The organism is Winogradskyella psychrotolerans RS-3 (assembly GCF_000427335.1).
Classification (GTDB): domain Bacteria; phylum Bacteroidota; class Bacteroidia; order Flavobacteriales; family Flavobacteriaceae; genus Winogradskyella; species Winogradskyella psychrotolerans.
Genome location: NZ_ATMR01000095.1, coordinates 1 through 23763, shown reverse-complemented (window position 1 = coordinate 23763; position 23763 = coordinate 1). Strand labels below are relative to the sequence as shown.

At 30.0% G+C, this 23763-nt stretch carries 18 protein-coding genes and 2 pseudogenes; 15 read left to right on the top strand and 5 right to left on the bottom strand.

Annotation, left to right across the window (positions count from 1 at the left end; all coding sequences use genetic code 11):
• Nucleotides 1-55: 55 nt before the first annotated feature.
• From ADIWIN_RS08610 to ADIWIN_RS08550, 13 genes are all read left to right on the top strand, one after another.
• A complete protein-coding gene (locus ADIWIN_RS08610; protein ID WP_152487239.1) occupies nt 56-2494 on the top strand; it encodes a hypothetical protein in 2439 nt (812 codons plus the stop codon).
• Nucleotides 2495-2735: 241 nt separating this feature from the next.
• The gene (gene eno, locus ADIWIN_RS08605; protein WP_020897628.1) at nt 2736-4031 is read left to right on the top strand and encodes a phosphopyruvate hydratase; all 1296 of its coding nucleotides are present in this window, start codon (nt 2736-2738) and stop codon (nt 4029-4031) included.
• Between the two features lie 320 nt (nt 4032-4351).
• On the top strand, nt 4352-5032 hold the full coding sequence (locus ADIWIN_RS08600) for a response regulator (protein ID WP_020897627.1): 681 nt from the start codon (nt 4352-4354) through the stop codon (nt 5030-5032).
• 274 nt (nt 5033-5306) lie between these two features.
• On the top strand, nt 5307-6716 hold the full coding sequence (locus ADIWIN_RS08595; protein WP_020897626.1) for a vitamin K epoxide reductase family protein: 1410 nt from the start codon (nt 5307-5309) through the stop codon (nt 6714-6716).
• A gap of 33 nt (nt 6717-6749) precedes the next feature.
• On the top strand, nt 6750-6989 hold the full coding sequence (locus ADIWIN_RS08590; RefSeq protein WP_040756775.1) for a hypothetical protein: 240 nt from the start codon (nt 6750-6752) through the stop codon (nt 6987-6989).
• Between the two features lie 90 nt (nt 6990-7079).
• Nucleotides 7080-8543 (top strand): TlpA family protein disulfide reductase, encoded by a 1464-nt coding sequence (locus tag ADIWIN_RS08585; RefSeq protein WP_020897624.1) that lies wholly within the window; start codon nt 7080-7082, stop codon nt 8541-8543.
• Nucleotides 8544-8766: 223 nt separating this feature from the next.
• A complete protein-coding gene (locus ADIWIN_RS08580) occupies nt 8767-10353 on the top strand; it encodes a vitamin K epoxide reductase family protein (RefSeq protein ID WP_020897623.1) in 1587 nt (528 codons plus the stop codon).
• Between the two features lie 63 nt (nt 10354-10416).
• Complete coding sequence (locus ADIWIN_RS08575) at nt 10417-10668, top strand: hypothetical protein (protein WP_020897622.1); 252 nt, start codon at nt 10417-10419, stop codon at nt 10666-10668.
• 13 nt (nt 10669-10681) lie between these two features.
• Nucleotides 10682-12064 (top strand): TlpA family protein disulfide reductase, encoded by a 1383-nt coding sequence (locus ADIWIN_RS08570; RefSeq protein ID WP_161624669.1) that lies wholly within the window; start codon nt 10682-10684, stop codon nt 12062-12064.
• An 87-nt stretch (nt 12065-12151) separates the two neighbouring features.
• The gene (locus ADIWIN_RS08565; protein ID WP_020897620.1) at nt 12152-12406 is read left to right on the top strand and encodes a hypothetical protein; all 255 of its coding nucleotides are present in this window, start codon (nt 12152-12154) and stop codon (nt 12404-12406) included.
• A 4-nt stretch (nt 12407-12410) separates the two neighbouring features.
• Nucleotides 12411-13811: a TlpA family protein disulfide reductase gene (locus tag ADIWIN_RS08560; RefSeq protein ID WP_020897619.1), complete on the top strand. Its 1401-nt coding sequence runs from the start codon at nt 12411-12413 to the stop codon at nt 13809-13811.
• 23 nt (nt 13812-13834) lie between these two features.
• Nucleotides 13835-16027 carry a peptidase domain-containing ABC transporter gene (locus ADIWIN_RS08555; RefSeq protein ID WP_020897618.1) on the top strand — a complete coding sequence of 731 codons (2193 nt, stop codon included), beginning with the start codon at nt 13835-13837 and terminating at the stop codon, nt 16025-16027.
• A gap of 267 nt (nt 16028-16294) precedes the next feature.
• The gene (locus ADIWIN_RS08550; protein ID WP_020897617.1) at nt 16295-17590 is read left to right on the top strand and encodes an HlyD family secretion protein; all 1296 of its coding nucleotides are present in this window, start codon (nt 16295-16297) and stop codon (nt 17588-17590) included.
• A 117-nt stretch (nt 17591-17707) separates the two neighbouring features.
• Here the strand turns inward: ADIWIN_RS08550 and ADIWIN_RS08545 are convergent, their stop codons facing one another.
• Nucleotides 17708-18415, bottom strand: coding sequence for a DUF481 domain-containing protein (locus ADIWIN_RS08545; RefSeq protein WP_040756768.1), 708 nt, complete (start codon nt 18413-18415; stop codon nt 17708-17710).
• 224 nt (nt 18416-18639) lie between these two features.
• Between ADIWIN_RS08545 and ADIWIN_RS08540 the strand changes: the two are divergent.
• Nucleotides 18640-19927: pseudogene (locus ADIWIN_RS08540) on the top strand (citrate synthase).
• Nucleotides 19928-20080: 153 nt separating this feature from the next.
• Nucleotides 20081-20992, top strand: a complete 912-nt coding sequence (locus ADIWIN_RS08535; protein WP_020897613.1) for a dimethylarginine dimethylaminohydrolase family protein — start codon at nt 20081-20083, stop codon at nt 20990-20992.
• A gap of 363 nt (nt 20993-21355) precedes the next feature.
• Here the strand turns inward: ADIWIN_RS08535 and ADIWIN_RS08530 are convergent, their stop codons facing one another.
• The 4 genes and pseudogenes from ADIWIN_RS08530 to ADIWIN_RS08515 form a co-directional block, all read right to left on the bottom strand.
• Complete coding sequence (locus ADIWIN_RS08530) at nt 21356-21622, bottom strand: acyl-CoA-binding protein (RefSeq protein WP_020897612.1); 267 nt, start codon at nt 21620-21622, stop codon at nt 21356-21358.
• A complete protein-coding gene (locus tag ADIWIN_RS08525) occupies nt 21619-22272 on the bottom strand; it encodes a phosphatidylserine decarboxylase family protein (protein WP_020897611.1) in 654 nt (217 codons plus the stop codon). The genes ADIWIN_RS08530 and ADIWIN_RS08525 overlap by 4 nt, the downstream gene beginning before the upstream one ends.
• 12 nt (nt 22273-22284) lie before the next feature.
• The gene (locus tag ADIWIN_RS08520) at nt 22285-23100 is read right to left on the bottom strand and encodes a phosphatidate cytidylyltransferase (RefSeq protein ID WP_020897610.1); all 816 of its coding nucleotides are present in this window, start codon (nt 23098-23100) and stop codon (nt 22285-22287) included.
• A pseudogene (locus ADIWIN_RS08515) lies at nt 23100-23707 on the bottom strand (LUD domain-containing protein). Before ADIWIN_RS08515 ends, ADIWIN_RS08520 begins: the two are co-directional and overlap by 1 nt.
• Nucleotides 23708-23763: the final 56 nt, after the last annotated feature.

Below are 23763 nucleotides of genomic sequence, written 5' to 3'. Positions count from 1 at the left end.
TTTATGATGATTATGATTTTTAAAAACGCTATATTTAATACTGATACTCAAACTTATGGCTAAATTTTATACGACATTTCTTCTGTTTTTCGGCACACTAATCTTCGCGCAAAGTCCAATGAACTCTGCGGATAATGAACTATTTGAAAAGTACAAGTCGTATTTTGAATTGCCAAGAGAATCCATTTTTGTACATCTTAATAAAACATCGTTTATTGTTGGAGAAAGTGTGTGGTTTAAATCCTATGTTTTTGACAGACACAACAGTTTACGATCTAAAAAAACAACCAATGTAAACGTTGGCATTTATGATGAAAACGGGGTGCTTGTAAAAAATTATTTGTGGTTCTGCTATGACGGATCAGGAAAAGGTAATATTCAAATTGATTCCACATTTAAAACAGGTGAATATTATATAAAAGCGTCTACGAATTGGATGAAGAATTTTGAAGAAAATGATGCCTTCATTCAAAAAATAAGAGTCATAAGTAACGACTTACAAGAGCATAAACCAGACGTTATAAATACGGAATATGATATGCAGTTTTTACCCGAAGGAGGTCACTTAATTACTGATGTTAATAATAACGTAGGTTTTAAAATTATTAATACTAAAGGTCAAGGTGTTAAAGTTATAGGAACTATTTATGACGATTCCGATGTGGAGATTACCTCCTTTAAGAGTAATACTTTTGGAATTGGTAGTTTTTTATTTAATCCTAAAAAAGGAAAGCAATATGTAGCAAAAATAACAACAAGTAATAGTAGGGAAATCATTCAAGACATTACTAACATAGAGCCTACAGGAATTGCAATTAAAGTAAATAGTCAACATCCAGAAAAGGTTTATGTTACGGTAAGTACCAATAAGGAAACGCTGAAATCTATTAAGGACAAAACTTATAGATTGTTGTTACATAAAAATGGTAAATTAAAATCTTTACCATTTTCATTTCAGGATAAAATAACTCAGATTTTTGAGTATTCCAAATCGGATTTATTTAAAGGGGTAAATACATTTACTGTTTTTGATGAAAATAACACACCATTATTAGAGCGTTTAATTTATATTAATAAGAGTATTGACGATGGTAATGAGATTTTAATAAGTGCTCTCAATTTAGCTGAAGACTCTGTAGCTGTTTCAATATCTACAGCATTAAACAAAACATCAGGGGAATTTAAAGAATATACCGATTTAAGTATTTCAGTTTTACCTGAAAGCACTGTGGGTTATGATCCTGATCATAATATTATATCTGCAAATAGACTCAAACCGTATGTAAAAGGCTATGTAGAGAAGGCTAGTTATTATTTTACAGATATCACGATGAAAAAAGAGTTTGAGTTAGATTTATTACTGTTAACTCAAGGTTGGAGCAGATACAATTGGCATTCTATTTTTAATAATGCGCCCAAGGCCTTATATGAATTTGAAAACGGTGTGGTTTTAGAGGGGAAAATACATTCTTCAGAAGAAATAACCAAAATACGAATTCAAGAACCCAAGCTTATTGGATATAATTGGACTACAGTAAATGTAAAAGAAAATAATAATTTTAGAGTAGATAATTTTTTCGTGATAAAAGATGAAGCTATAAGAGTTTCTTATATGGATAAAGAAGGAAAATTGATTAAACCGAAAATTTATCTTAATGCGAAATTGAATGCTTTCAACGATTATATTTCAAATGAAGATTTAAAATATAATAATTCAATATTTAAAAAATCGGAATTTATAAGTAAAAGCTCTTTCGAAAGTTTCTTTTATAATGATGTGATAGAATTAGATGAAGTTATGCTGGAGCCTAAGTCTAAAGCGCCTGAGAAAAAACTTAATTCTTTTGGTATAAAAATGAATTTGTTATCAGGGAAAGATAATTTTATTCAAGTAACGGAAAGTTTTGTTAGAAGCTTTCCTAAAATTTTAGACTACATACATACTCAGGGTTACCAGGTATCGCGAGCGTCACAGACAGGTGGAGTTGATATTGTTAATCTTAAGCCTATTACTATTGATGCTAATAAATCTCCAGCGGTTTTTTTAGACGATGTACAATTGACGGACTTTGATTTATTGCTCAATATGTCAACAGCAGATTTTGAAGGAATAAATGTTGATAAAACGGGTTTTGGAACAGGAATGATAGGAGCAAACGGAGTTATTAGATTATATACTCGTAGAACTTCCTTTGAAGACATTCCAAAAAAAAATGATGAATTTGCTTTTACAAGATTAGCGAATAACGGATTTACCGAATCCAAGAGTTTTTATGCACCAAAATATAAAAGTTATCGCATAGATATTTTTAAATACTATGGCGTTATAGCTTGGTTTCCAGATGTTTTTGTCGGAGGTAATAAATCTCAGATATTAAAATTTCCTGATACAAAAAGTGACATTATTAATTTTTATATTGAAGGTTATGATTCACAAGGGGAATTTGTATCACAAATTTCGACACTAAATTTAAAGACTTCATTAAAAGAGTAATCGCTCATTTCGAAACGAAATAGAATAATATTTCATTTTAAATATTTTATTACTTTACCAAAAACGCAATAAAACACCCTTTTTATTGCGTTTTTTTAGTTACGAAATCATTATCGTAATCATTAATCATAAATATGATTTTTGTCAAGTTTTGCGCTGTAGATTTTCGTAAATTTGGATGACCTGTAAGGTTTTATAGACGTTATAGGGTTTTGAAATTGTTAACTTAAAAAAATATATAATGAGCATTATAATTAATGTACACGCAAGACAAATTTTAGATTCCAGAGGAAATCCTACAGTAGAAGTTGATGTTACTACAGAAAATGGCATCATGGGAAGAGCAGCTGTGCCATCTGGTGCATCTACTGGTGAGCATGAAGCTGTTGAGTTAAGAGATGGTGGAGATACTTACATGGGTAAGGGAGTTTTAAAAGCCGTTGAAAATGTAAATTCTACAATTGCTCAAGAATTATTAGGTGTTTCTGTTTTCGAACAAAATGCTATCGATCAAATGATGATTGAGTTAGATGGTACGCCAAACAAATCAAAATTAGGTGCTAATGCTATTTTAGGAGTGTCTCTAGCGGTTGCTAAAGCGGCAGCTAACGAATTAGGTATGCCATTATATCGATACGTTGGTGGAGTTTCTGCAAATACATTACCATTACCAATGATGAATATCATTAATGGTGGTTCTCATAGTGATGCACCTATTGCATTTCAAGAATTTATGGTAATGCCTGTAAAAGCTAAAAACTTTACACATGCAATGCAAATGGGAACTGAGATTTTCCATAACCTTAAAAAAGTATTACACGATAGAGGTTTAAGTACAGCTGTTGGTGATGAAGGTGGTTTTGCACCTAACTTAGCTGGTGGAACTGAAGATGCTTTAGATACTATTAAATTAGCGGTTGAAAAAGCAGGTTATATCTTCGGGGAAGACATCATGTTGGCATTAGATTGTGCTGCAGCCGAATTTTTTGTAGATGGAAAGTACGATTACAAGAAATTTGAAGGTGATTCTGGAGTGATAAGAACAAGTAAAGAACAAGCTGATTATTTAGCTGAACTTTCTGAAAAATATCCTATCATTTCAATTGAGGATGGTATGGATGAAAACGATTGGGATGGTTGGAAATACCTTACTGAAAGAATCGGTGATAAAGTACAATTAGTGGGTGACGATTTATATGTAACTAACGTAGAGCGTTTATCTCGTGGTATTGAAAATGGTATTGCTAATTCTATTTTAATTAAAGTAAACCAAATTGGTACGTTAACTGAAACTATTGCAGCTGTAAACATGGCACATAATGCAGGTTATACGTCAGTAATGTCTCATAGATCTGGTGAAACAGAAGATAATACTATTGCAGATTTAGCCGTAGCATTAAACTGTGGACAAATTAAAACGGGTTCTGCGTCTCGTAGTGATCGTATGGCTAAATACAATCAATTATTACGTATTGAAGAAGAATTAGGTAGTGTTGCTTATTTCCCTGGAGCGAATGCTTTTAAGGTGAAAGCTTAGTTAAAATAGTTTTTTGTAAAAGATTGTCACATTGAGCGCAGTCGAAATATCTTACTTATACTAAACCATCTAAAATATTAATTTTAGATGGTTTTTTTATGGACTAAAGTTATATACTATTATAACTTTAGTATAAAAATTAAGTTAGATATATAGAAAAATATAGTTCAACTACACCTTTATTATTATTATTATTTGTGAGAAAAAAGTATTAGTTTTATACAAATTCTTACCCTAAGGATTAATTAATTCATTGTTGATTACACATATTTAATTTTTTGATAGCCTAAACATTAGGCTCTAAAAACTGAGCAATATTGATGAATAAAAAATCCGTTAACGTCTTAATCATAGATGACCATCCCATTATTATTGAAGCGGTTATAAATACACTTCAATATATGCAAGATCAATCAGATAAGTTGTGTTTTAAAACCGAAAGTGCTAGGGATTGCGAAACCGCTCATCAAAAAATTCAAAGCTATTCTATTGCAAAACCTTTAGATTTGATCATTTTAGATTTAAGCCTCCCACCAGCACCACAACTTAATTTACATTCTGGTGATGATTTGGGTGTATGCATTAGAGGACAATTTCCAAATACTAAGATATTGGTGATTACGTCATATACCAATAGTCATAGAATTAGGCAGACTATTAATGCCTATAATCCTTTGGGCTTTTTAAATAAGCAAGATGTAGGTTTTACAAATTATATGATTGCTATCAATAAGGTGCTATTAGGAGAAACACATTATAGCAAAACTATAATAAACGCTATTAAGCAAAAGTCGCTCAATAATATTCAATTAGATACTTATGATTTTATAATACTTAAAGAACTTGCTAATGGCTCTAATATGAGAGATTTGTTAAAGTTAGTGCATTTGTCTAAATCTGCGATAGATAAGAGAAAACGGCTTTTAAAACGAAAATTTAATATTGATAGTAATAGTGATAGAGACTTGGTTTTGGCTGCTAAAGCCAAAGGGTTTATTTAGATTTCCGTTTTTGCTTACTTATTGTGCGCATTTGTATCCTGTAAAATATGCTCATTGTTCTAATTTTATTGTAATAAATTTCTTATATGAGTAATATAAAATCACTTTTTAATTATTTAGAAGCAGAAGATATATATATATCGATAAAAAAGAATTTAATTTTCAGTTTAATTCGCATCCAGATTTCCCTACGCTTTTAGCATTAAGCGACACTTTAACATTCTTCAACATTAAGAATGGTGCATTTAATGTAAATAAGTCAGAGATTGAATTATTGCCAAATAAATTTTTTGCAAGATTAAATAAGAGTAACTCAGATTTTTTATCCTACGTTCAAAAAAAGGATGATACTGTTATATATTCTAATGGAGTTGAGAACAATTCAATAGCAAAAACTGATTTTGAGGCTTTATGGACCGATATTGTATTATTGGTGGAGAATGAAAATATAGTTCCAAAAGCGAAATCAAAGCCAAAATACAATTACATAATACCAATAGTTACTATAGCACTAATTATTGCAGTTATAGTATTGACCGCTCCAAAAAAATGGTTTCTATTGTTCTACACATTGCCAATCTTAGGGCTGTTATTTTCTACAGCTGCACTAAAAGATCTAATTATTACAAAGAGTGAACTCTTCAATAAATTTTGTAATGTAACAGCTAATACCAGTTGTAAAACTGTAGTTAACTCAACTGAATGGAAATTTTTTGATACCATAAGCTTTAGCGATCTAGGCATCCTTTTCTTTTCTACGCAACTTGTTGGGTTGTTCTTGATGGGGCTTTTAAATCTATACTCTGCGTATTTCTCATTACAGATTGTAGTGCTGCTCTTTTCGGTACCTGTTATAATTGCCTCCTTGTATTATCAAAAATATATCGAAAAAAAATGGTGTCCAATATGTTTATCAATCATTGGTGTTGTCATTTTGGAGTTTATTGCTGTAATTTTAATACATTCAAATTTTGGCTTTAATATAGGATTGCTTAGCATATTGTTGTTCTTCGCCACAATCTCACTACTAACAGCAGTATGGTTGCCATTAAAAAAAATCTTAAAAAAAGTAAATGATTTAAAAACTGTTGAGTTAAAAGCCAATAGGTTTAAGAGGAATTATAATACGTTCAAATTGCTTTTAACATCAGAAGATCGATATAACCTCCCAGAAACGAAATTAGTTTTTGGTAATAAAAATGCTAATTTAAAGATAAGTATCATCACCAGTCCATATTGTGGATTTTGTGAAGAACCTCACTATCTACTCAAATCTTTATTAGATAAATATGAACAACAACTAAATATTTCAATTTTTTATAATGCCAGTCTAAATAATTTGATATTAAGAGATTTTGCTATTACTATTACACAGTTGAAATTAAAAAAAGGTAATGCTCATTATTATGAAGCTATGGATTATTGGTATCAAGTAAAAGAGCATAAGAAATGGTTAAATAAATATCAAATTAATATAAATACGAGTGAAGGTGAAATACTTTTAGACAAACAGAATAGTTGGTTTGAAGAAAACAGTCTCAACTTTACACCATGCTTATTTATAAATGGTTACCGTTACCCAAAAGAATATGATATTGCCGATTTACCATTTTATATAGAAGAACTGTTGGATGACAAATCGTTGTACGTTAAAAAATATAAAATAGCGATGCCGAAAAGCTAAAAAAGAGTAGGCAATAATTTAATACTAATTATTATGATAAATTTTAGTTTGAAAAAGGAGCAGCTTTCAAGAGGTGAAATGCGCTCTATTAATGGAGGTGGAGGAGCAGGAAGCGTATGTAAAGTAACTTGTAACAATGGCGACCTTGAAGGTGTATCTGGCTGTTCTAGTACTGGGGCTTCTTGTAGACAGGAAGGGCAAATGGGAGTTAATTGTTGCAGTTGTGATTATCCAAATCCTTTAGACCCACCAACTAAAGAATTCACACCATAGTTTATTAACTGTTTATTTAGCCATCTTTGGCAAAAGGTGGCTAAATTTAAAAACGTATTTTTATATAAATTTCACAAAAAAAATAATATTATGATAAGAGCCCCAAAAAGAGTCTTAACAATTTTACTTGTCGTAATTGTTATTGGGATTCTTGTTTTTAATCTAAAAAAAGAAAGATCAAAACTAATAGAAACTTCAAAGCAAGTTTACTTGTTTGCAGAACAACCAGGAGACACTTTAATAGAATCAGTATTGCTTGATGAAACCCATATTGAATTTAATAAACAGTCTTTTTTGCTTAAAGCAAAGAATGAACATGAAAATTTAAACTTTAGTTTTAAATTGGAATCACCAAGACTATTTAGGTTTGCTAGTTTTAAACCTAGCTCAATTGCGTTTTTTATATATGTAACTCCAGGTGATACGCTTAGTTATAAATTGGATAATAGCATAATAACTTTTAATGGCAATAATGAAGCCCATTATAATTTTTTTAAAGAACTTTATAATTTAAACCTAAATTACCCAAGATATAATGAGCAACTTGGAATTTCTGAATATAAGAAAGTTCATGAAAATTATTATAAAAATAAGCAACAGTTTTTAGATCAGTATGCAAAAAACAAAAATGTTTCAGATTTGTTTTATAATAAAATAAAAGATGTTTTTAAATTTCAGTATATCAATGGGATATTAAATCAGAACAGCATTCCTAAAGGCGCCATAACTAATTATACAGAATATTTAAAAGGTATATCTATCAATGATTTTAATAGAAATGACCAAGATGATAATGTGAATTTTTATCTTGCATTAACAAAATATCTAAATATTGTATCTGAAGAAAAATTTGGCAATAATACATATTCAATAGAATCACTAGATTTTCAATTAGATTTAATCAATAAAAATTTGGTTGGTAACACTAAAGAATATGCGATTACAAAAATGATATTTGAATTTGATAGTCATTCGATTACAAAAAATTCAAAGAACCTACAAGATAAAATTATGATTTACTTGCCGCAAATAAAAGAAGAAAAATATAAAGTTGTGTTAGAGAGAATAAATGAACGATTAAATAAGATTAATAATCGATTAGCAGAAAATGTTTACGGTTCTATTTTATTAGATATTGATGGAGAAAGAATTACATTAAAAGATATTTTAAAAAATCAGGGCAATACAATTAAAATAATTGATTTTTGGGCAAGTTGGTGTGCACCATGTATTAAAGAAATTAAAAGTAGTCATGAGTTTAGAAAAAAATTAATTCAGAATAAAAATGTAGAATTCTACTATTTTTCAATAGACGAGAATCAAGAAAGTTGGAGAAAAAAAGTTGCCGAATTACAAGAATTTGGGATGGATAAAAATCAATATGTGATTAGTAAAACTCAAAGCAATCATTTAATAGCATTTTTTAACGTGAGTACTATTCCTCATTATGCTATTTTAGATTATAATAATAATGTTGTTTTGATTAATTCGCCCTCTCCAAATGATACTTTGGAATTCAATGATATTATTAATAAAATTGAAATATCAGAATAGAAATAATTTTCCCTCTTAAAAAAAATAAATCTATTTGTATATAGGAGTATTGTCAATAAACATATATTTAATATTGAGAGTAATAGCGATAGAGATTTAGTGTTGGCTGCTAGAACAAATGGTTTTATTTAGATTTCCGTTTTTGCTTACTTTAAAGTAAGCTTTTGTGTACTAGCTTTTGTTTTTAATGCCTTAATTTTAAGCTTCTTAAAAGATTAAGGATTTGAAAGATGCATCTGTTTTTTTACTTGCACAGCTTCTAAAAGAATATAAGTATTCTATTAGTAAGCAGCAACTGGCATTGCGGCTTCTTAGTGATTCAGATAATTTAGTTTTAAGTTTTACAAATACTTTAGATTATTTTAATGTAGAACACATTGCGGCTAATGTTCCAAAAACCGCATTAGAGCAACTGCCTCATCATTTTATTGCACAAGTAAGTAATGGTAAAACGGAATATATTGCTTTAGCATCTAAAGAAACTAACAACACCATAAAAATACAGTTAAGTGAAGAGAAAATAGTAACGCTCTCAGAGAATCAATTTTTAAACGACTGGACAGGTTTTATAATTGCCATTGAAGAAAACAAAGCGATTGGTAAAGCTTCTTTATCAAAGGATTCTATTACTAAAGTTTTTCTGCTATTGTTTTCCTTATCATTTTTGGGATATGTATTTCTCGTCACAAACTCAATATTGTTAACTACATATTTTGCATTATCGCTTATTGGTCTCGGTTTAGGGTATCTTATTATTAAGGAGAAAATTGGGCAACAAACCTTTGCTTCCAAATACTGTAAAATAACAACAATTACGAATTGCGTAAATGTACTTAACTCAAAAAGTGCCAAGGTTTTTAAAACTATAGACCTTAGTGATACGGTTATAATGTATTTTACAGTTATTACTGTCTATAGCCTTTTACGGCCTTTTAGTATATTGGCTTTAATTATCTCAGCAATTGCGTTACCTGTAGTTTTATATTCAATTTACCAACAATATTTTACGATTAAAAAGTGGTGTCCTTTATGTTTAGGTGTGGCTTTTGTTTTGGTATTACAATTTTCTACACTCTTAGCAACTTATGAAACGACTCTATTTCAATACAGCGATATTTTATTGCTAACAACAGTTTTAGCTATAACAATAATAGGTTGGTTAGCACTTAAACCACTATTATTATTAGAACAAAAAAATATTACGCTCGAAATTGAAAATCTAAGTTTTAGAAGAAATCATAAATTGTTTATTCCTTATTATAACGCGTTAACACAACTTGACACAGAAGATTGTACTATACCGCAAATTGTACTAGGAGCTGAAAACCCAATCATAAAACTTACAATTATTACCAATCCTTTATGCAAAAGCTGTATCGAAGCTCATAAAACATATATAGATTTATTACAAAAGTATAAGGATAGCATTCAGTTAAACTTTAGGTTTTTAGTTCCAAATAAAGATAGAGCAGACAATAAAACTATAATCTCAGAACGCTTACTGCAATTGTATTTTGAAAACGATACAAAAGTTTTTTTAAACGCTTTTAATGATTGGTATAGCAATGGCAATACAAAAATATGGACTAAAAAATGGGGGAAATGTAAAGATTTAAAGTATAATAAAATACTAAGTCAACAAATATATTGGTGCTTAAAACAAGGGATAGAAAGCACACCTATAATTTTAATTAACAAAAAACTTTTTCCAAAAAATTATAGCTTTAAAGACATTGAGCATTTTGTTGAACCAATCTTAGAACAAGAGATGTTAAAAACTAAAAAAGAGATTAATAATATTCATGCATGAATGAGACATAACTTGAGTGTCTATAACGGTTCAAGTATTTTTTAACAATTAAATATTAAAATTATGTTACAAAACATTTTAAATTTAGAAGGAGTTACTGTGCTCGGTAAAACACAGCAAGGCGCGATAAATGGTGGAGGCAGCTGTAGGCTAACCACTTTAACTAATAATGATTCTGAAGAGTATATCATTATGGGAGGAAGTGTAGGTGAAACTGCTGAGTCGCAAACAGCAGCTGCGCAACAAGCATGTGGTCAACTATTAGAAAATGCCGATAGATGTTTTTATGATTGTTCACATGATGGGCCAGGTTAAAATTAGTAAATCTATGAATAGAATAAAAAACTTAAACTGTAAATCTTATATGGGTTTACAGTTTATTCTCTTGCTTTTCTTCTCATGTGTTCAAGAAAAAGAGAGAGAAGTTTATGTTGAAAAAAACAATACGACCCAAAAAGACTCAATAGTAGTGTCTATTGAATTTATCGGAGTAGGTGAGGTAGGATTTAATATACCTGATGATTATTTAAATAATAATTTCTTAAGTTTTAAAAGTGAGACAAACGATAGCACCTCAATCATAAAAAAAATACCTATCACAGAGAAGTATAAGGTTATTAAATATAAAGGGTTGGTGTATAACAATAATGAATTTCAAAAAATTACTCAAGCTTATCTTTTAACGGATAAAACGGATACTCTTAAATTGACATTCCTTGCTGATAATTATGTTTTTTCAAAAAGCATGAACAATATTGATTATGTTTTTGAAAATTATAAATCTCTAGTAAATGAAAAATGGGATGTATCAAAAAGCAATGAAAAAAAATCAATATTAAAATTAGACACGTTGTATAGAAAATTTGTGCAAAAGTATTCATCTGAAAATAAAAGCGGCTTGTTACAATATAATGATATATATTATTATAATAAATTACAGAATTTAGATTCAACTAATGAAGAAGTTGATAATTTTCTAAAAAGAACGATTGATCCTGTAGCTAGTAAAGAATTGTATTCGTTGCTATATAATTATACAAAGACAAGAATTAAGATGTTTGACTACAACACACTTAATGAAAAGAAATATGGAAAAAAATATTTAGAACTTATAGCAATAGGACACTATAATTTTTTAAAAGACCCAGATAATAAAAGAGACAAAAAATATCAATCAGCAATTGATTGGTTAAAAACCACAGACTTTTACAAAAAGGACTCTTTACATATCAAGAAAAAGATCACACCTTTAGACAGTAATTTATTCAAAACAAAAATACATAAACTAATCTTAGCTGATACCGAGCAAAATGATTTGAGTATAGCTCAAGTCATCAAGCAAAACCCTAGTAGTTATTATTTGTTAGATTTTTGGGCGACGTGGTGTGCACCATGTATAAAAGGCGTTAAAATAATGAATAATATGCAGTTACCGAAAAACATAAAGGTAATTAGTATAAGTGTAGATAAAGAGAAGGATAAACAGAAATGGAAAACTAAGACTAAAGAATTAGAGCAATCTCTTTCTTATTGGATAGATGAAACAGATAGTAACACTAAGGAATTCATAAAATTTATCGAAATGCAATCTATCCCAAGATATATCTTAATAGATAAAGGTATGAATTTAATAGACCAAGCATTTTATCATCCACAAGAGCCTCAGTTTTTGTCAAAGTTAAAAGATGTTAAGAATCATAAGTATTGGTAAAATTCTAATCGGAAAGATATAAGGAAACGACACAACTTGAGTGTCTATAATGGTTCAAGTATTTTTTAACAATTAAATATTAAAATTATGTTACAAAACATTTTAAATTTAGAAGGAGTTACTGTGCTTGGTAAAAAACAGTTAGAGAACGTAAGTGGTGGTGCACAAAAATGTATTATTACGCATTCCGACGGCTCGTCATATATGCTTATCTTAAGAAGTTTTTCTTCTAGCGATTCAGGTGCTTCAGGTGCCGCAAATAATGCATGTGTTGATGATATAACTAATGGTGAAACCAGTGGTTGTCATTATGATTGTGAACATGATGGTTTTGGTCAATAATTTTATGATTAAAATTATTAAACATAATGCCAAATTTTGGGGTAACAAGCTGTACAGCTTGTTACTTCTTTTGTTACTAGCTTTATTGTTTAATTGTAAAAAAAATAATAAAGAAATAGTAAAAGAGGAAATCTCGAATAAAATTAATATAGAAAATGATTCTATATATATATCAGTAAATTTTAATCAAGATGGTAGGGCAATTATTAATGTCCCTGATGCTTTATTACATAATTATTCACTAACTTTTAACAATGAAAAGCACGAAGAAAGAAGAGTAACTCATGTTCTGTCTAGTGCTTATAGTTCAATGGTTGTAGGGTATGGTGTATATATTTCTGGTCAAAATAAAATTGAAAATATAAAGCAAAATTATTTAATTTCGAAAGGAAATTCTAGACTGGTTTTAGAATATGATTCAGAAAAATATATTTTCAAGCATAATAGTTCAAATATAGATTCTATAACAGAAAACTATAGAAGATTAAGATCAAAAATTTTTCAAACTGAAAACAAGGAAATCTATCAAAAGGAGTTAGATTCATTATATCTTTTTTACAATAACTTATATACTGAAAAAAATAACACAAAAAAGGTTCAATTAAATGATATTTATTATTTTGAAAAACTACAAATGATAAACCCTTTAAGCGAAAAAGTAGATCATTTTATTAAAACTTTGTCAGATCCAATTGCTAGTAAAACCTTAAGGAGATTGCTTTTTAGTTATGTTGAAAATAGAATAAATATTTTTGATTATAAAAATTTAAATATCATAAATTTTTCTGAAGAATATATTAATCTGTTATCTATAGGTGTTTTTTCTTTTTTAAGATTTGAGGATAATAAAGGTAATGATAAATATCCGGCAGCAACAAAATGGCTTAAGAAAACTAATTTATATTCTAATAATAAAATTATAATTGACAAGGAAATTGAGCCAATAGACAATGAGGATTTTAAAAAGAATTTGTCTCAACTTCAGTTTTTTGGTAAATCGGATGAATCAATTGATTTTACAAATATCATTAAACAAAATCAAACAGATTATTATTTAATTGATTTTTGGGCCACATGGTGCGCACCATGTATAAAAGGTGTCAAAACCATGAAAGAAATTGACATGCCAAACAATGTATCCGTAATAAGCATCAGTATAGATAAAGAAAAAGATAAAGAGAAATGGAGGATTAAAACAAAACAATTAGGGCAGTCAATTTCATATTGGCTAGATGAAACTGATAGTGACACTAAGGAATTCATGAAATTTATCGAAATGCAATCCATCCCAAGATATATCTTAATAGATAAGGATATGAATTTAATAGACCAAGCATTTTACCATCCGCAGGAGCCTCAGTTTTTGCGTAAATTAAAGGATGTTAAGAATCATAAGTTTTGGTAGTAGTTTTAAATAAAAATTGTTAAATGCTAAAAAACTTTCCGCATTACAAACAAAGGGATGCAAAAGACTGCGGACCAACTTGTTTAAAGATAATAGCTAAGTTCTATAATAGAACTATATCCATTCAAAAGCTTCGAGCCATAAGTGAAACCACTAGAATTGGTAGTAGTCTTTTAGGTTTAAGCGAAGCATCTGAAAAATTAGGATTTAGAAGTCTAGGAGTTAAACTTACTTTAGAGCGTATTGAAGAGGCTCCTCTACCTTGCATTCTACATTGGAATAAAAACCATTACGCAGTTTTATACAAGATAAAGAAAGGAGCTTTTTACATCTCAGATCCAGCACATGGTTTACTTAAATATAATAAAGAAGAATTTTTAAAACATTGGATAGGTAATAACGCTACAGATCAAACCGAAGAAGGTATAGCATTATTATTAGAGCCTACAGCTAAATTTTACAACTCAGATTTCGATACCGATAAAAAAGAATTCGGCTTCATTTTTTTATCCAAATACCTTTTCAAATACAAACGCTTCTTATGGCAATTAGTCATTGGTTTAATTGCAGCCAGTTTACTACAACTCATCTTTCCTTTTTTAACTCAAAGTATAGTAGATGTAGGTATTAAAAACCAAGACATTCATTTTATCTACTTAATCTTATTTGCCCAATTAGCTTTGTTTATTGGCAGAACAGCCATTGAGGTGATTAGAAGTTGGATCTTGTTACATCTTAGTACACGTATCAATATTTCTTTAGTTTCAGATTTCTTTATTAAGTTAATGAATTTGCCTATTGCGTTTTTTGATACGCGAATGACAGGTGATATTCTTCAGCGTATCAATGACCACAAGCGTATAGAGCGCATTTTAACTACATCATCTTTAAATGTGCTGTTTTCTATGGTTAATTTATTGGTGTTTAGTTTTGTATTGGCATATTATAATTTAATGTTGTTTGGTATATTTTTAACGGGTAGTTTTCTGTATTTTTTATGGATTATCATTTTTCTTAAAAAACGTAGAGATTTAGATTATAAACGTTTTTCTGTAGTAAGCCAAGAACAAAGTAAGGTCATTGAACTCATCAATGGCATGCAAGAAATAAAATTACACAACGCAGAAAAACAAAAACGTTGGTCTTGGGAGTTTGTACAAGCACGTTTGTTTAAAGTCTCTATTGAAGGTTTGGCATTGGAACAATACCAAAGTGTGGGTTCAGGTTTTATCAATGAAGTTAAGAATATATTAATAACAGTTTTATCCGCAAAATTGGTCATCGATGGTGAAATTACTTTAGGTATGATGTTAGCTATAAGTTATATCGTTGGGCAATTAAATTCGCCAATTGCACAACTCATTAACTTTATTAGAGAAGTCCAAGATGCTAAAATATCTTTAGAGCGTTTAGCCGAAATCCACAATAAAGAAGACGAAGAACAACAAGATGCTGAGAAAATTACAGACATTCCTTTAGATGCTAATTTAGAATTATCTAAAGTCTCGTTTAGGTATATTGGTTCAGAACAAATGGTATTACAAGATTTAGACTTAACCATTCCATCTAATAAAGTAACGGCAATTGTTGGAGTCAGTGGAAGTGGAAAAACTACCTTGATGAAATTATTACTGAAATTTTATGACCCAAATAGCGGACAAATAAAAATTGGAAACCACGATTTACAAAACGTATCTCAAAAAACATGGAGGCATCAATGTGGAGTGGTGATGCAAGAAGGTTATATATTTAATGATACTATAGCCAATAATATTGCGGTTGGCGAAGATTATGTCGATAAAAAGAAATTAGCACATGCAGTAGATGTGGCTAATATTAAAGAGTTTATAGAGAGTTTACCATTAAGTTACAATACCAAAATTGGAATGGAAGGTGTAGGCGTTAGCACAGGCCAAAAACAAAGGTTATTAATCGCTAGGGCAGTTTATAAAAACCCAAATTTCTTATTCTTTGATGAAGCTACATCGGCTTTAGATGCCAATAATGAAAAAGTAATTATGGAAAAACTAAACACCTTTTTCGAAGATAAAACCGTTGTAGTAATCGCACACAGATTAAGTACTGTAAAAAACGCACATCAAATAGTGGTTTTAGATAAAGGAAAAATTGTAGAAGTTGGGAATCATGAGGCTTTGGTGAAGCAGAAAGGGAATTACTTTCATTTGGTAAAGAATCAGTTAGAATTGGGGAACTAGACATTCAAATTTTTTTAAAACACCCCTAAAGTCCCCTCAAAGGGACAGTCTCGCTGTTGCGGAAAAAAATCTAAAAGATTTTTTTAAAATGTCCCTTTAGAGAATAGGTTAAAAACAAAATATTTTTTTTGATGCTTACAAATTAATGTAAGCTCAAAATAAGCATTATTGCATTTATAAAGTTTAATATAAAAATAAATTTTAATCGTACAATTGTCCCCTTGAGGGGACTTTAGGGGTGTTTTTTGATTGAATACAATGAAATAAATGGAAAACAAACTAGACAACATACAACTAAGAAGCGAAGAAGTACAAGAAATACTCACCAGAGTACCACATTGGATGATACGTTGGGGAAATGTCTTGTTCCTATTTTTAATTCTGATGTTATTGGGTATTTCTTGGTTTGTAAAATATCCAGATATTATTGTTTCTGAAGCTTTGGTAACCACACAAGTGCCACCACAAAAAGAATATGCTAAAATTACAGGAAAGTTGAATACTATTCTAGTTTCAGATAACGAAGTTGTAACAGAAAATCAATCTTTAGCCATTTTAGAAAACACAGCTAATTATAAAGATGTTTTTATACTAAAATCTGTGATTGATACCATCACAGTAAATAGTAAATCGTTTTATTTTCCACTAGACAGTTTACCCATATTATTTTTAGGAGATATAGAATCGCAATATGCATTATTTGAGAACAGTTATATACAATATAAATTAAACAAAGAGTTAGAACCATTTTCTAATGAAGCTATAGCAAATCGATATTCCATTTCAGAATTAAATAGACGTTTACAAAGTTTAAAATCTCAAAGAGACCTTAACAAAACCGAACTAGAATTCAATTTAAAAGATTTAAACAGGCAAACCACCTTATTTGAAAAAGGAGTGATTTCGGCGCAAGAATACGAAAACAAGCAATTGCAATACGCGCAAGCTGAGCGTAACTTTAAAAATTTTGAAGCCTCAATTTCTCAAATTAGAGAAGGTATCAGTAATGCGAACATGACTTCAAAAGGAACAGAAATCAATCGTGTTAAAGAAGAAATGACCTTACTTAAAAATGTAATTCAATCCTTTAATCAACTCAAGAAAGCCGTTAAAGATTGGGAGTTTCAATATGTGTTAAGCTCAAATATTAATGGTAAGGTTTCTTTTTTAAATTATTGGGACACCAATCAAACCGTTAATCAAGGAGATTTGGTGTTTACTATCATTCCAAATGAGAATGCAGCATATATTGCAAAGCTAAAGACACCAGCACAAAATTCTGGTAAAATTAAAATTGGGCAAAAGGTAAATGTAAAATTAGAAAACTATCCAGATACTGAATTTGGTGTGTTAAACGGAAAAGTGAAAAACATATCATTAATTCCAGATAAAGAAGGTTTGTATTTTATTGATGTTTCGTTGCCTGAGAAAATGATTACTTCCTATAATAAAGACATAGAGTTTAAACAAGAAATGAGAGGCACTGCAGAGATTATTACTGAAGACTTAAGATTAATAGAACGTTTCTTTTATCAGTTTAGGGAAATTCTAAACCGAAATTAGTATTTATCCACAATTATCTTAGTTCTATTTGTGCTATCACTTCATCAGTTATTTACATTGGAGTCTAAGTTCTATGATCTAACAGTTGCGATAACGGGACGGTCTAATATCGCTTTTTCAATCAAACGTATAAACAATGCCATTCGTCAACTCATATTGCGTCTTAGGAATACCAATAATAGGACTAGCATCAAAATTATAGGTGAATGAGGTTTTAAATAGTAGATTTTTTAAGACTTTAATACCAAGAGACGTTTGATTAGAAATTCTAAAATCAGAGAATTGTTTCAATAGTGGCTGGTAATATGTAGTGCTCACTATAGATATATTTTCTAAAGGATATAAGCTACTAGAAAAATAGATACTACCTCTAAAATCTCTTAGAATATCGATACTTTGATCCGAGGATTCTTCGTGTTCAAACATTAAAAGTGTTCCTAAATAAAACCTGTAATTGTCATTTTTAGAGAGTTTAAATCGTGGTCCAACACCTAATAATCCTCTAAAATTTATATCGGAAATAGCATCGTACTGACTTTGCGCAAAAACTTCAAGCTTTAAACGTTCTGTAATTTTTCTATTATATCTTAAATGCTGAATACCTTTATTTACAAAAGAATTGTTTTCAATTTGTTCAAGTTTTAAATCATTAATAAAAAGATAGAGGTTCTTTTCAAAATTATATTGAAGCCTCAAATTATTAGTGATCTTAAAAATTGACTGTGTGTTTTTTATGAGTCCAATATCTAAACTTGCAGATCCAGACCATTTCGATGTATCAGAAACACGTCTTAAAGATTCTACATTCACAATTTGTGAATACATACAATTAAAACTAAATGTCAAAAAAAAAGTGGTAAGATGAAATGTTTCATATTCAAAATAACTGGCAAAAATAGGCCCATTTTTTATATTTCAATAGGCTAAAATTATAGTAGTTTGATAGAACACCCCGAAATTGTTAAAACCATTATAAATCTGCTTTATAAATCGTTTGATATTTTGTAAATTTACAATCCTTATAATTTATTAAAATCCGAAAAGAAAATATGTCAGATAAAGCTACATTAGAAATTAATGGCGAGAAGTATGAATTTCCTATCATAACTGGAACAGAAAAAGAAGTCGCTATTGATATTAAAAGTTTAAGAGGTTCAACAGGAGGTGTTATTACCTTAGATCCGGGCTATAAAAATACAGGAAGTTGTGAAAGTGCTATTACGTTTCTAGATGGTGAAAAAGGTATTTTAAGATATAGAGGATATTCTATTGAAGAATTAGCTGAGAAAGGTAGTTTTTTAGAAGTCGTGTTCCTTCTTATTTTCGGTGAATTACCAACGAAAGAGCAATTAACAAAATTTGATGCCGATATTAAAGCACATTCAGTTGTTGATGATGATATTAAAAAGATTTTGGATGCATTTCCTAAATCTGCACATCCAATGGGAGTGCTATCTTCTTTAACTAGTGCGCTTACCGCATTTTTACCCATCTACAGTAGATGTTAGTTCTGAAGAGGAAATGTATAAAGCTATTGTTAGAATTTTAGCTAAATTCCCTGTTTTAGTCGCTTGGACATTACGTAAAAAGAATGGTCTTCCTTTAGATTACGGAGATAATAAATTGGGTTATGTAGAGAATTTATTAAAGATGATGTTTAAAAGCCCAAGTGGTGATTACGAACAAAATCCAATTTTAGTAAATGCCTTAGATAAACTTTTAATTTTACATGCAGATCATGAACAAAACTGTTCTACTTCTACAGTAAGAATTGCTGGTTCTTCTCATGCTGGTTTATTTGTATCATTGGCATCTGGTATTTCGGCACTTTGGGGACCACTTCATGGTGGTGCTAACCAAGCCGTTTTAGAAATGCTTGAAGCTATTAGAGCTGATGGTGGTGATACTAAGAAGTATATGGCTAAAGCTAAGGATAAAAATGATCCTTTCCGTTTAATGGGCTTTGGTCACAGAGTCTATAAAAACTTTGATCCTAGAGCTCTTATTATTAAGAAAGCAGCTGATGAAGTATTAGCAGATTTAGGTATTGAAGATCCTATCTTAGATATCGCTAAAGGCTTAGCAAAAGAAGCATTAGAAGATCCTTACTTTGTGGATAGAAAATTATATCCAAATGTAGATTTTTACTCTGGTATTATTTATAGAGCTATGGGAATTCCGGTAGAAATGTTTACTGTAATGTTCGCTATGGGTCGTTTACCAGGTTGGATTGCTCAATGGAAAGAGATGCGTATGCGTAATGAACCTATTGGTCGTCCAAGACAACTATACATAGGAGAAACTCATAGAGATTTTAAATCTATTGATAAAAGATAATTCTCTGAATTTATAAATAAAAGCTTCATAGATATTTATGGAGCTTTTTCTGTTTTTAGACATTTGAAATGGCCATAGTAAAGTGTTTTAATACATCTATAAGATCGTAATTAAGATATAATACATGATCGTTGAAAAGAATAAATAATACTTATGAAACTTAATATACAAAACGAAACTTCACGTCTAAGATCAGTTATTCTTGGTACAGCCGAAAGTATTGGTTCTATTCCTTCAATTGACGAGGCTTACGATCCTAAATCTATTCTACATATAAAGGCAGGCACGTATCCTAAAGAAAGCGATATGATTAAGGAAATGGATGCTGTTGCTGAAATATTTGAAAAATATGATGTTACGGTTTATAGACCAGAGGTTATTAAGGACTACAACCAAATATTTTCTAGAGATATAGCTTTTGTCATTGATGATAAATTTATAAAAGCTAATATATTACCAGATCGCGAACGCGAGTATGAAGCAATTCATCATGTGATAGAGAAAATAGGGGATGAGAACATTATCATTCTTCCAGAGGAGTGCCATGTAGAAGGTGGTGATGTAATGCCATGGAATGATTTTGTGTTTATAGGAACCTATTCAGGTGAAGACTATTCAGATTACATTACAGCGAGGACTAATATGGATGCTGTAATTGCTATTCAGGAATTGTTTCCGCATAAAACCGTGAAAGCATTCGAACTTCGTAAATCAAACACGGATCCTAAGGAAAATGCGCTTCACTTAGATTGTTGTTTTCAGCCTATAGGGAAAGACAAAGCTATACTTCATAAAAATGGATTCTTAATTGAAAGGGAATATGAATGGTTATTGAATTTTTTCGGGAAAGAGAATGTGTTCGAAATCACAAAAGAGGAAATGTATAGTATGAATAGTAATATATTTTCAATTTCTGAAGATGTTATTATTTCGGAAAAAAACTTCACGAGACTGAATACTTGGTTACGAGAAAATGGCTTTACTGTTGAAGAAGTCCCTTATGCAGAGATTGCAAAGCAAGAAGGTTTATTAAGGTGTTCTACACTGCCTTTGATAAGAGAATAAATTTGTTATATTTTTAGAATCAGGAATATCGAACAAAGACGTAGGACATAAAAAGGTATAATACGTATTATTTATTATAGGGTTAAATTGCTAATTTTGATCGATCAGAATTGAGTAGTTTGTCCCTTGAGCGATGTTTTAATAAAACAAAAACATAAATTGCTAAACTATTATGGGGCTATAGATATTTCTGATTGTAGCAAACAGATTTGTCTCTTATTCCAATTATTATTTATAACTCATTTTAAATAATAAATGGTATTGATTGATTAAATAGGAAGTCCTGAGGTGGTCAGTTAGTTGCTCTCAAGTTTTTATCTTATTTCTAACAACAGCAAAGGGAGCTTAAGTCTTTTGAAATCTTTACTTACGATATAAAAAATAATTCGTAACAAGATTGATATACTCTTTTTTAGCTTCATCTTTAGAGATATCCTTTACTTGAAATAAAGCATTTGCCTTAAACGCATTAATTATGGGCTTACGACTGCTTGGCTGATCGTAATTATTGGTTGCTTTTTTAAAATAGGCGTATAGGCGAAGTAAAAAATCCGCAGGAAAAGGTTCAGTATGATCGTTTACACGATCTACTGCGTCTTGAAATTCTATGTTTAATTCTTTGGAAGTCATTTAATTTCTGCAATGATGCTTTCACCACCGCGAACTTTTTGATTAAGTTCTACTTTAATATCTGCATCTAAAGGTAAGAATAAATCAACACGCGACCCAAATTTTATAAATCCAGAATCAGATCCTTGTTCGATTTTAGTATCAACTTTAGCATAATTTACAATACGTTTCGCTAATGCACCAGCAATTTGTCTGTATAATACTTTACCAAAATATTCATTTTCAACCACTACGGTAGTGCGCTCATTCTCCTCACTTGCTTTTGGGTGCCAAGCGACTAAGAACTTTCCTGGATGATACTTGCTAAAAGTCACTTTTCCCGAAATTGGGTAACGCGTAACATGTACATTTATAGGAGACATAAATACTGAAACTTGAATACGTTTATCTTTAAAAAACTCAGTCTCTTCAACTTCTTCAATAACCACAACTTTGCCATCTACAGGAGATAACGCTTGTTTTTCGCTAGAATGCGTGTTGCGTTTAGGGTTTCTAAAGAACTGTAAAATTAGAATGAAGAATACTAAAATTGCTAGCATCAATCCTTTTCTTAACCATTCATTAATAATAAATTCATCAATTAAAAAAAATGAACCGATAACTATTACTAGTGTAATAAATATAATTTTATGGCCTTCTTTATGAAACATAGTTTTAATCTCTTAAAAGTGTATAATTCTTAAAAATAAATATATAAATGGAGCAGCAAAGATAATACTATCTAGTCGATCTAAAAGCCCTCCATGTCCTGGCATTATAACTCCACTATCTTTAACGCCTGCTTGGCGTTTAAATTTAGATTCTATTAAATCACCAAATGTACCAAAAACACTAACGATAATGGCTAATATTAACCATGGTGTAAACGTAAGCGTTTCTGAGTAAGAAGCAATAAAATAACTGGAAATACAGGCAAAAAATAAACCACCTAGGAACCCTTCAACTGTTTTCTTTGGTGATATACTTGGGAATAATTTCTGTTTACCAAAATTCTTTCCAACAATGTATGCTGCACTATCGTTAACCCAAATGAGTATAAATCCACCTAATAATAAAAGTGGCGTAAATTCATTATGGTAGTTAGCAATGAGTAACATAAACACAAAACCACTAGCCAAATAAAAAGCAGCCACAATATACCGCTTAGATTCAAAAAGAGGAATCCGTTTTGAGGCAAATAAATCCTTGATTAAAATAAGATTGACAAATATGGTAATTACTAGTAGAATTTGAATGGCTTCATCGCTCATTAAATTTGTTGAATTATTGACACTTAAATACCAAAATCCTCCATATAAAATAAGAAATATGAGATATTGCATAAAAGATTTAAGCTTTATAAGACGGCTTAATTCTGTTAAACAAATGACACCAAATACTCCAATTAAAATAACAGAAGCTATTTGTGAGTAAAGTGAACCTATTAGAAGTAAAACATAGATAGCACCAGAAATGGCTCTTATGGCTAGTTCTTTCATTATAAGTCTTCTAATAAAAGTAGGTATAGGTTTTTTGAACTACTTCCGTAAGTTAGAAAGTCTTTATCGTCAGCGGCTTTGAAATGCTTTATTGTAGTAATGTTTGTTGGTATTTTTGTTTTACTTTTAGCTTTAATACCTTTTAAACCTTCGCCAATAGTTTCTACAAACTGACTGGTTGTAGCATAGATTATAAAATGATCTGGTAATTCTATTAATTTTTTTCTGCAATTTGATTTGAAGAAATCAATAATGAGCCATCGTCAGAAATTAAATACTCGCAGGTAGATAAAAAATAAGCAGTTTCAGAGAGTTTTGTACTACTGTTAAGATTAAAATCTTTAAATAATTCTGTTAAACGTTGATCGATTAGAAAAACTTTATCATTATGCCAATTATTCTCCTCTAAAATAGAATTAAAACTTTCCTTAACTTCTTCTAAATTTTCACAATATAGAAACTTACCACCATTGCGTTTGAAGTTGATTGTAAAACGTTCATCTACAGGTAGCTTTACTTCTGGCATATATTTGCCACGTTCATGATTTGGTATGTTTTCTTCAGTTTGTTCAGATTTTTTTCCGAAGAATTTACGAAATAAGCTCATTCAATAATTGCGATTAATCCTTATATAGGTGTAATTCTCAAATATAAAAAAACATA

What these genes read in the sequence shown, in the direction of transcription:
- ADIWIN_RS08610 (WP_152487239.1), top strand. Translation starts at nt 56, where the DNA reads ATGGCTAAATTTTATACGACATTTCTTCTGTTTTTCGGCACACTAATC.
- eno (WP_020897628.1), top strand. Translation starts at nt 2,736, where the DNA reads ATGAGCATTATAATTAATGTACACGCAAGACAAATTTTAGATTCCAGA.
- ADIWIN_RS08600 (WP_020897627.1), top strand. Translation starts at nt 4,352, where the DNA reads ATGAATAAAAAATCCGTTAACGTCTTAATCATAGATGACCATCCCATT.
- ADIWIN_RS08590 (WP_040756775.1), top strand. Translation starts at nt 6,750, where the DNA reads ATGATAAATTTTAGTTTGAAAAAGGAGCAGCTTTCAAGAGGTGAAATG.
- ADIWIN_RS08585 (WP_020897624.1), top strand. Translation starts at nt 7,080, where the DNA reads ATGATAAGAGCCCCAAAAAGAGTCTTAACAATTTTACTTGTCGTAATT.
- ADIWIN_RS08575 (WP_020897622.1), top strand. Translation starts at nt 10,417, where the DNA reads ATGTTACAAAACATTTTAAATTTAGAAGGAGTTACTGTGCTCGGTAAA.
- ADIWIN_RS08570 (WP_161624669.1), top strand. Translation starts at nt 10,682, where the DNA reads ATGAATAGAATAAAAAACTTAAACTGTAAATCTTATATGGGTTTACAG.
- ADIWIN_RS08565 (WP_020897620.1), top strand. Translation starts at nt 12,152, where the DNA reads ATGTTACAAAACATTTTAAATTTAGAAGGAGTTACTGTGCTTGGTAAA.
- ADIWIN_RS08560 (WP_020897619.1), top strand. Translation starts at nt 12,411, where the DNA reads ATGATTAAAATTATTAAACATAATGCCAAATTTTGGGGTAACAAGCTG.
- ADIWIN_RS08555 (WP_020897618.1), top strand. Translation starts at nt 13,835, where the DNA reads ATGCTAAAAAACTTTCCGCATTACAAACAAAGGGATGCAAAAGACTGC.
- ADIWIN_RS08550 (WP_020897617.1), top strand. Translation starts at nt 16,295, where the DNA reads ATGGAAAACAAACTAGACAACATACAACTAAGAAGCGAAGAAGTACAA.
- ADIWIN_RS08545 (WP_040756768.1), bottom strand. Translation starts at nt 18,415, where the DNA reads ATGTATTCACAAATTGTGAATGTAGAATCTTTAAGACGTGTTTCTGAT.
- ADIWIN_RS08535 (WP_020897613.1), top strand. Translation starts at nt 20,081, where the DNA reads ATGAAACTTAATATACAAAACGAAACTTCACGTCTAAGATCAGTTATT.
- ADIWIN_RS08530 (WP_020897612.1), bottom strand. Translation starts at nt 21,622, where the DNA reads ATGACTTCCAAAGAATTAAACATAGAATTTCAAGACGCAGTAGATCGT.
- ADIWIN_RS08525 (WP_020897611.1), bottom strand. Translation starts at nt 22,272, where the DNA reads ATGTTTCATAAAGAAGGCCATAAAATTATATTTATTACACTAGTAATA.
- ADIWIN_RS08520 (WP_020897610.1), bottom strand. Translation starts at nt 23,100, where the DNA reads ATGAAAGAACTAGCCATAAGAGCCATTTCTGGTGCTATCTATGTTTTA.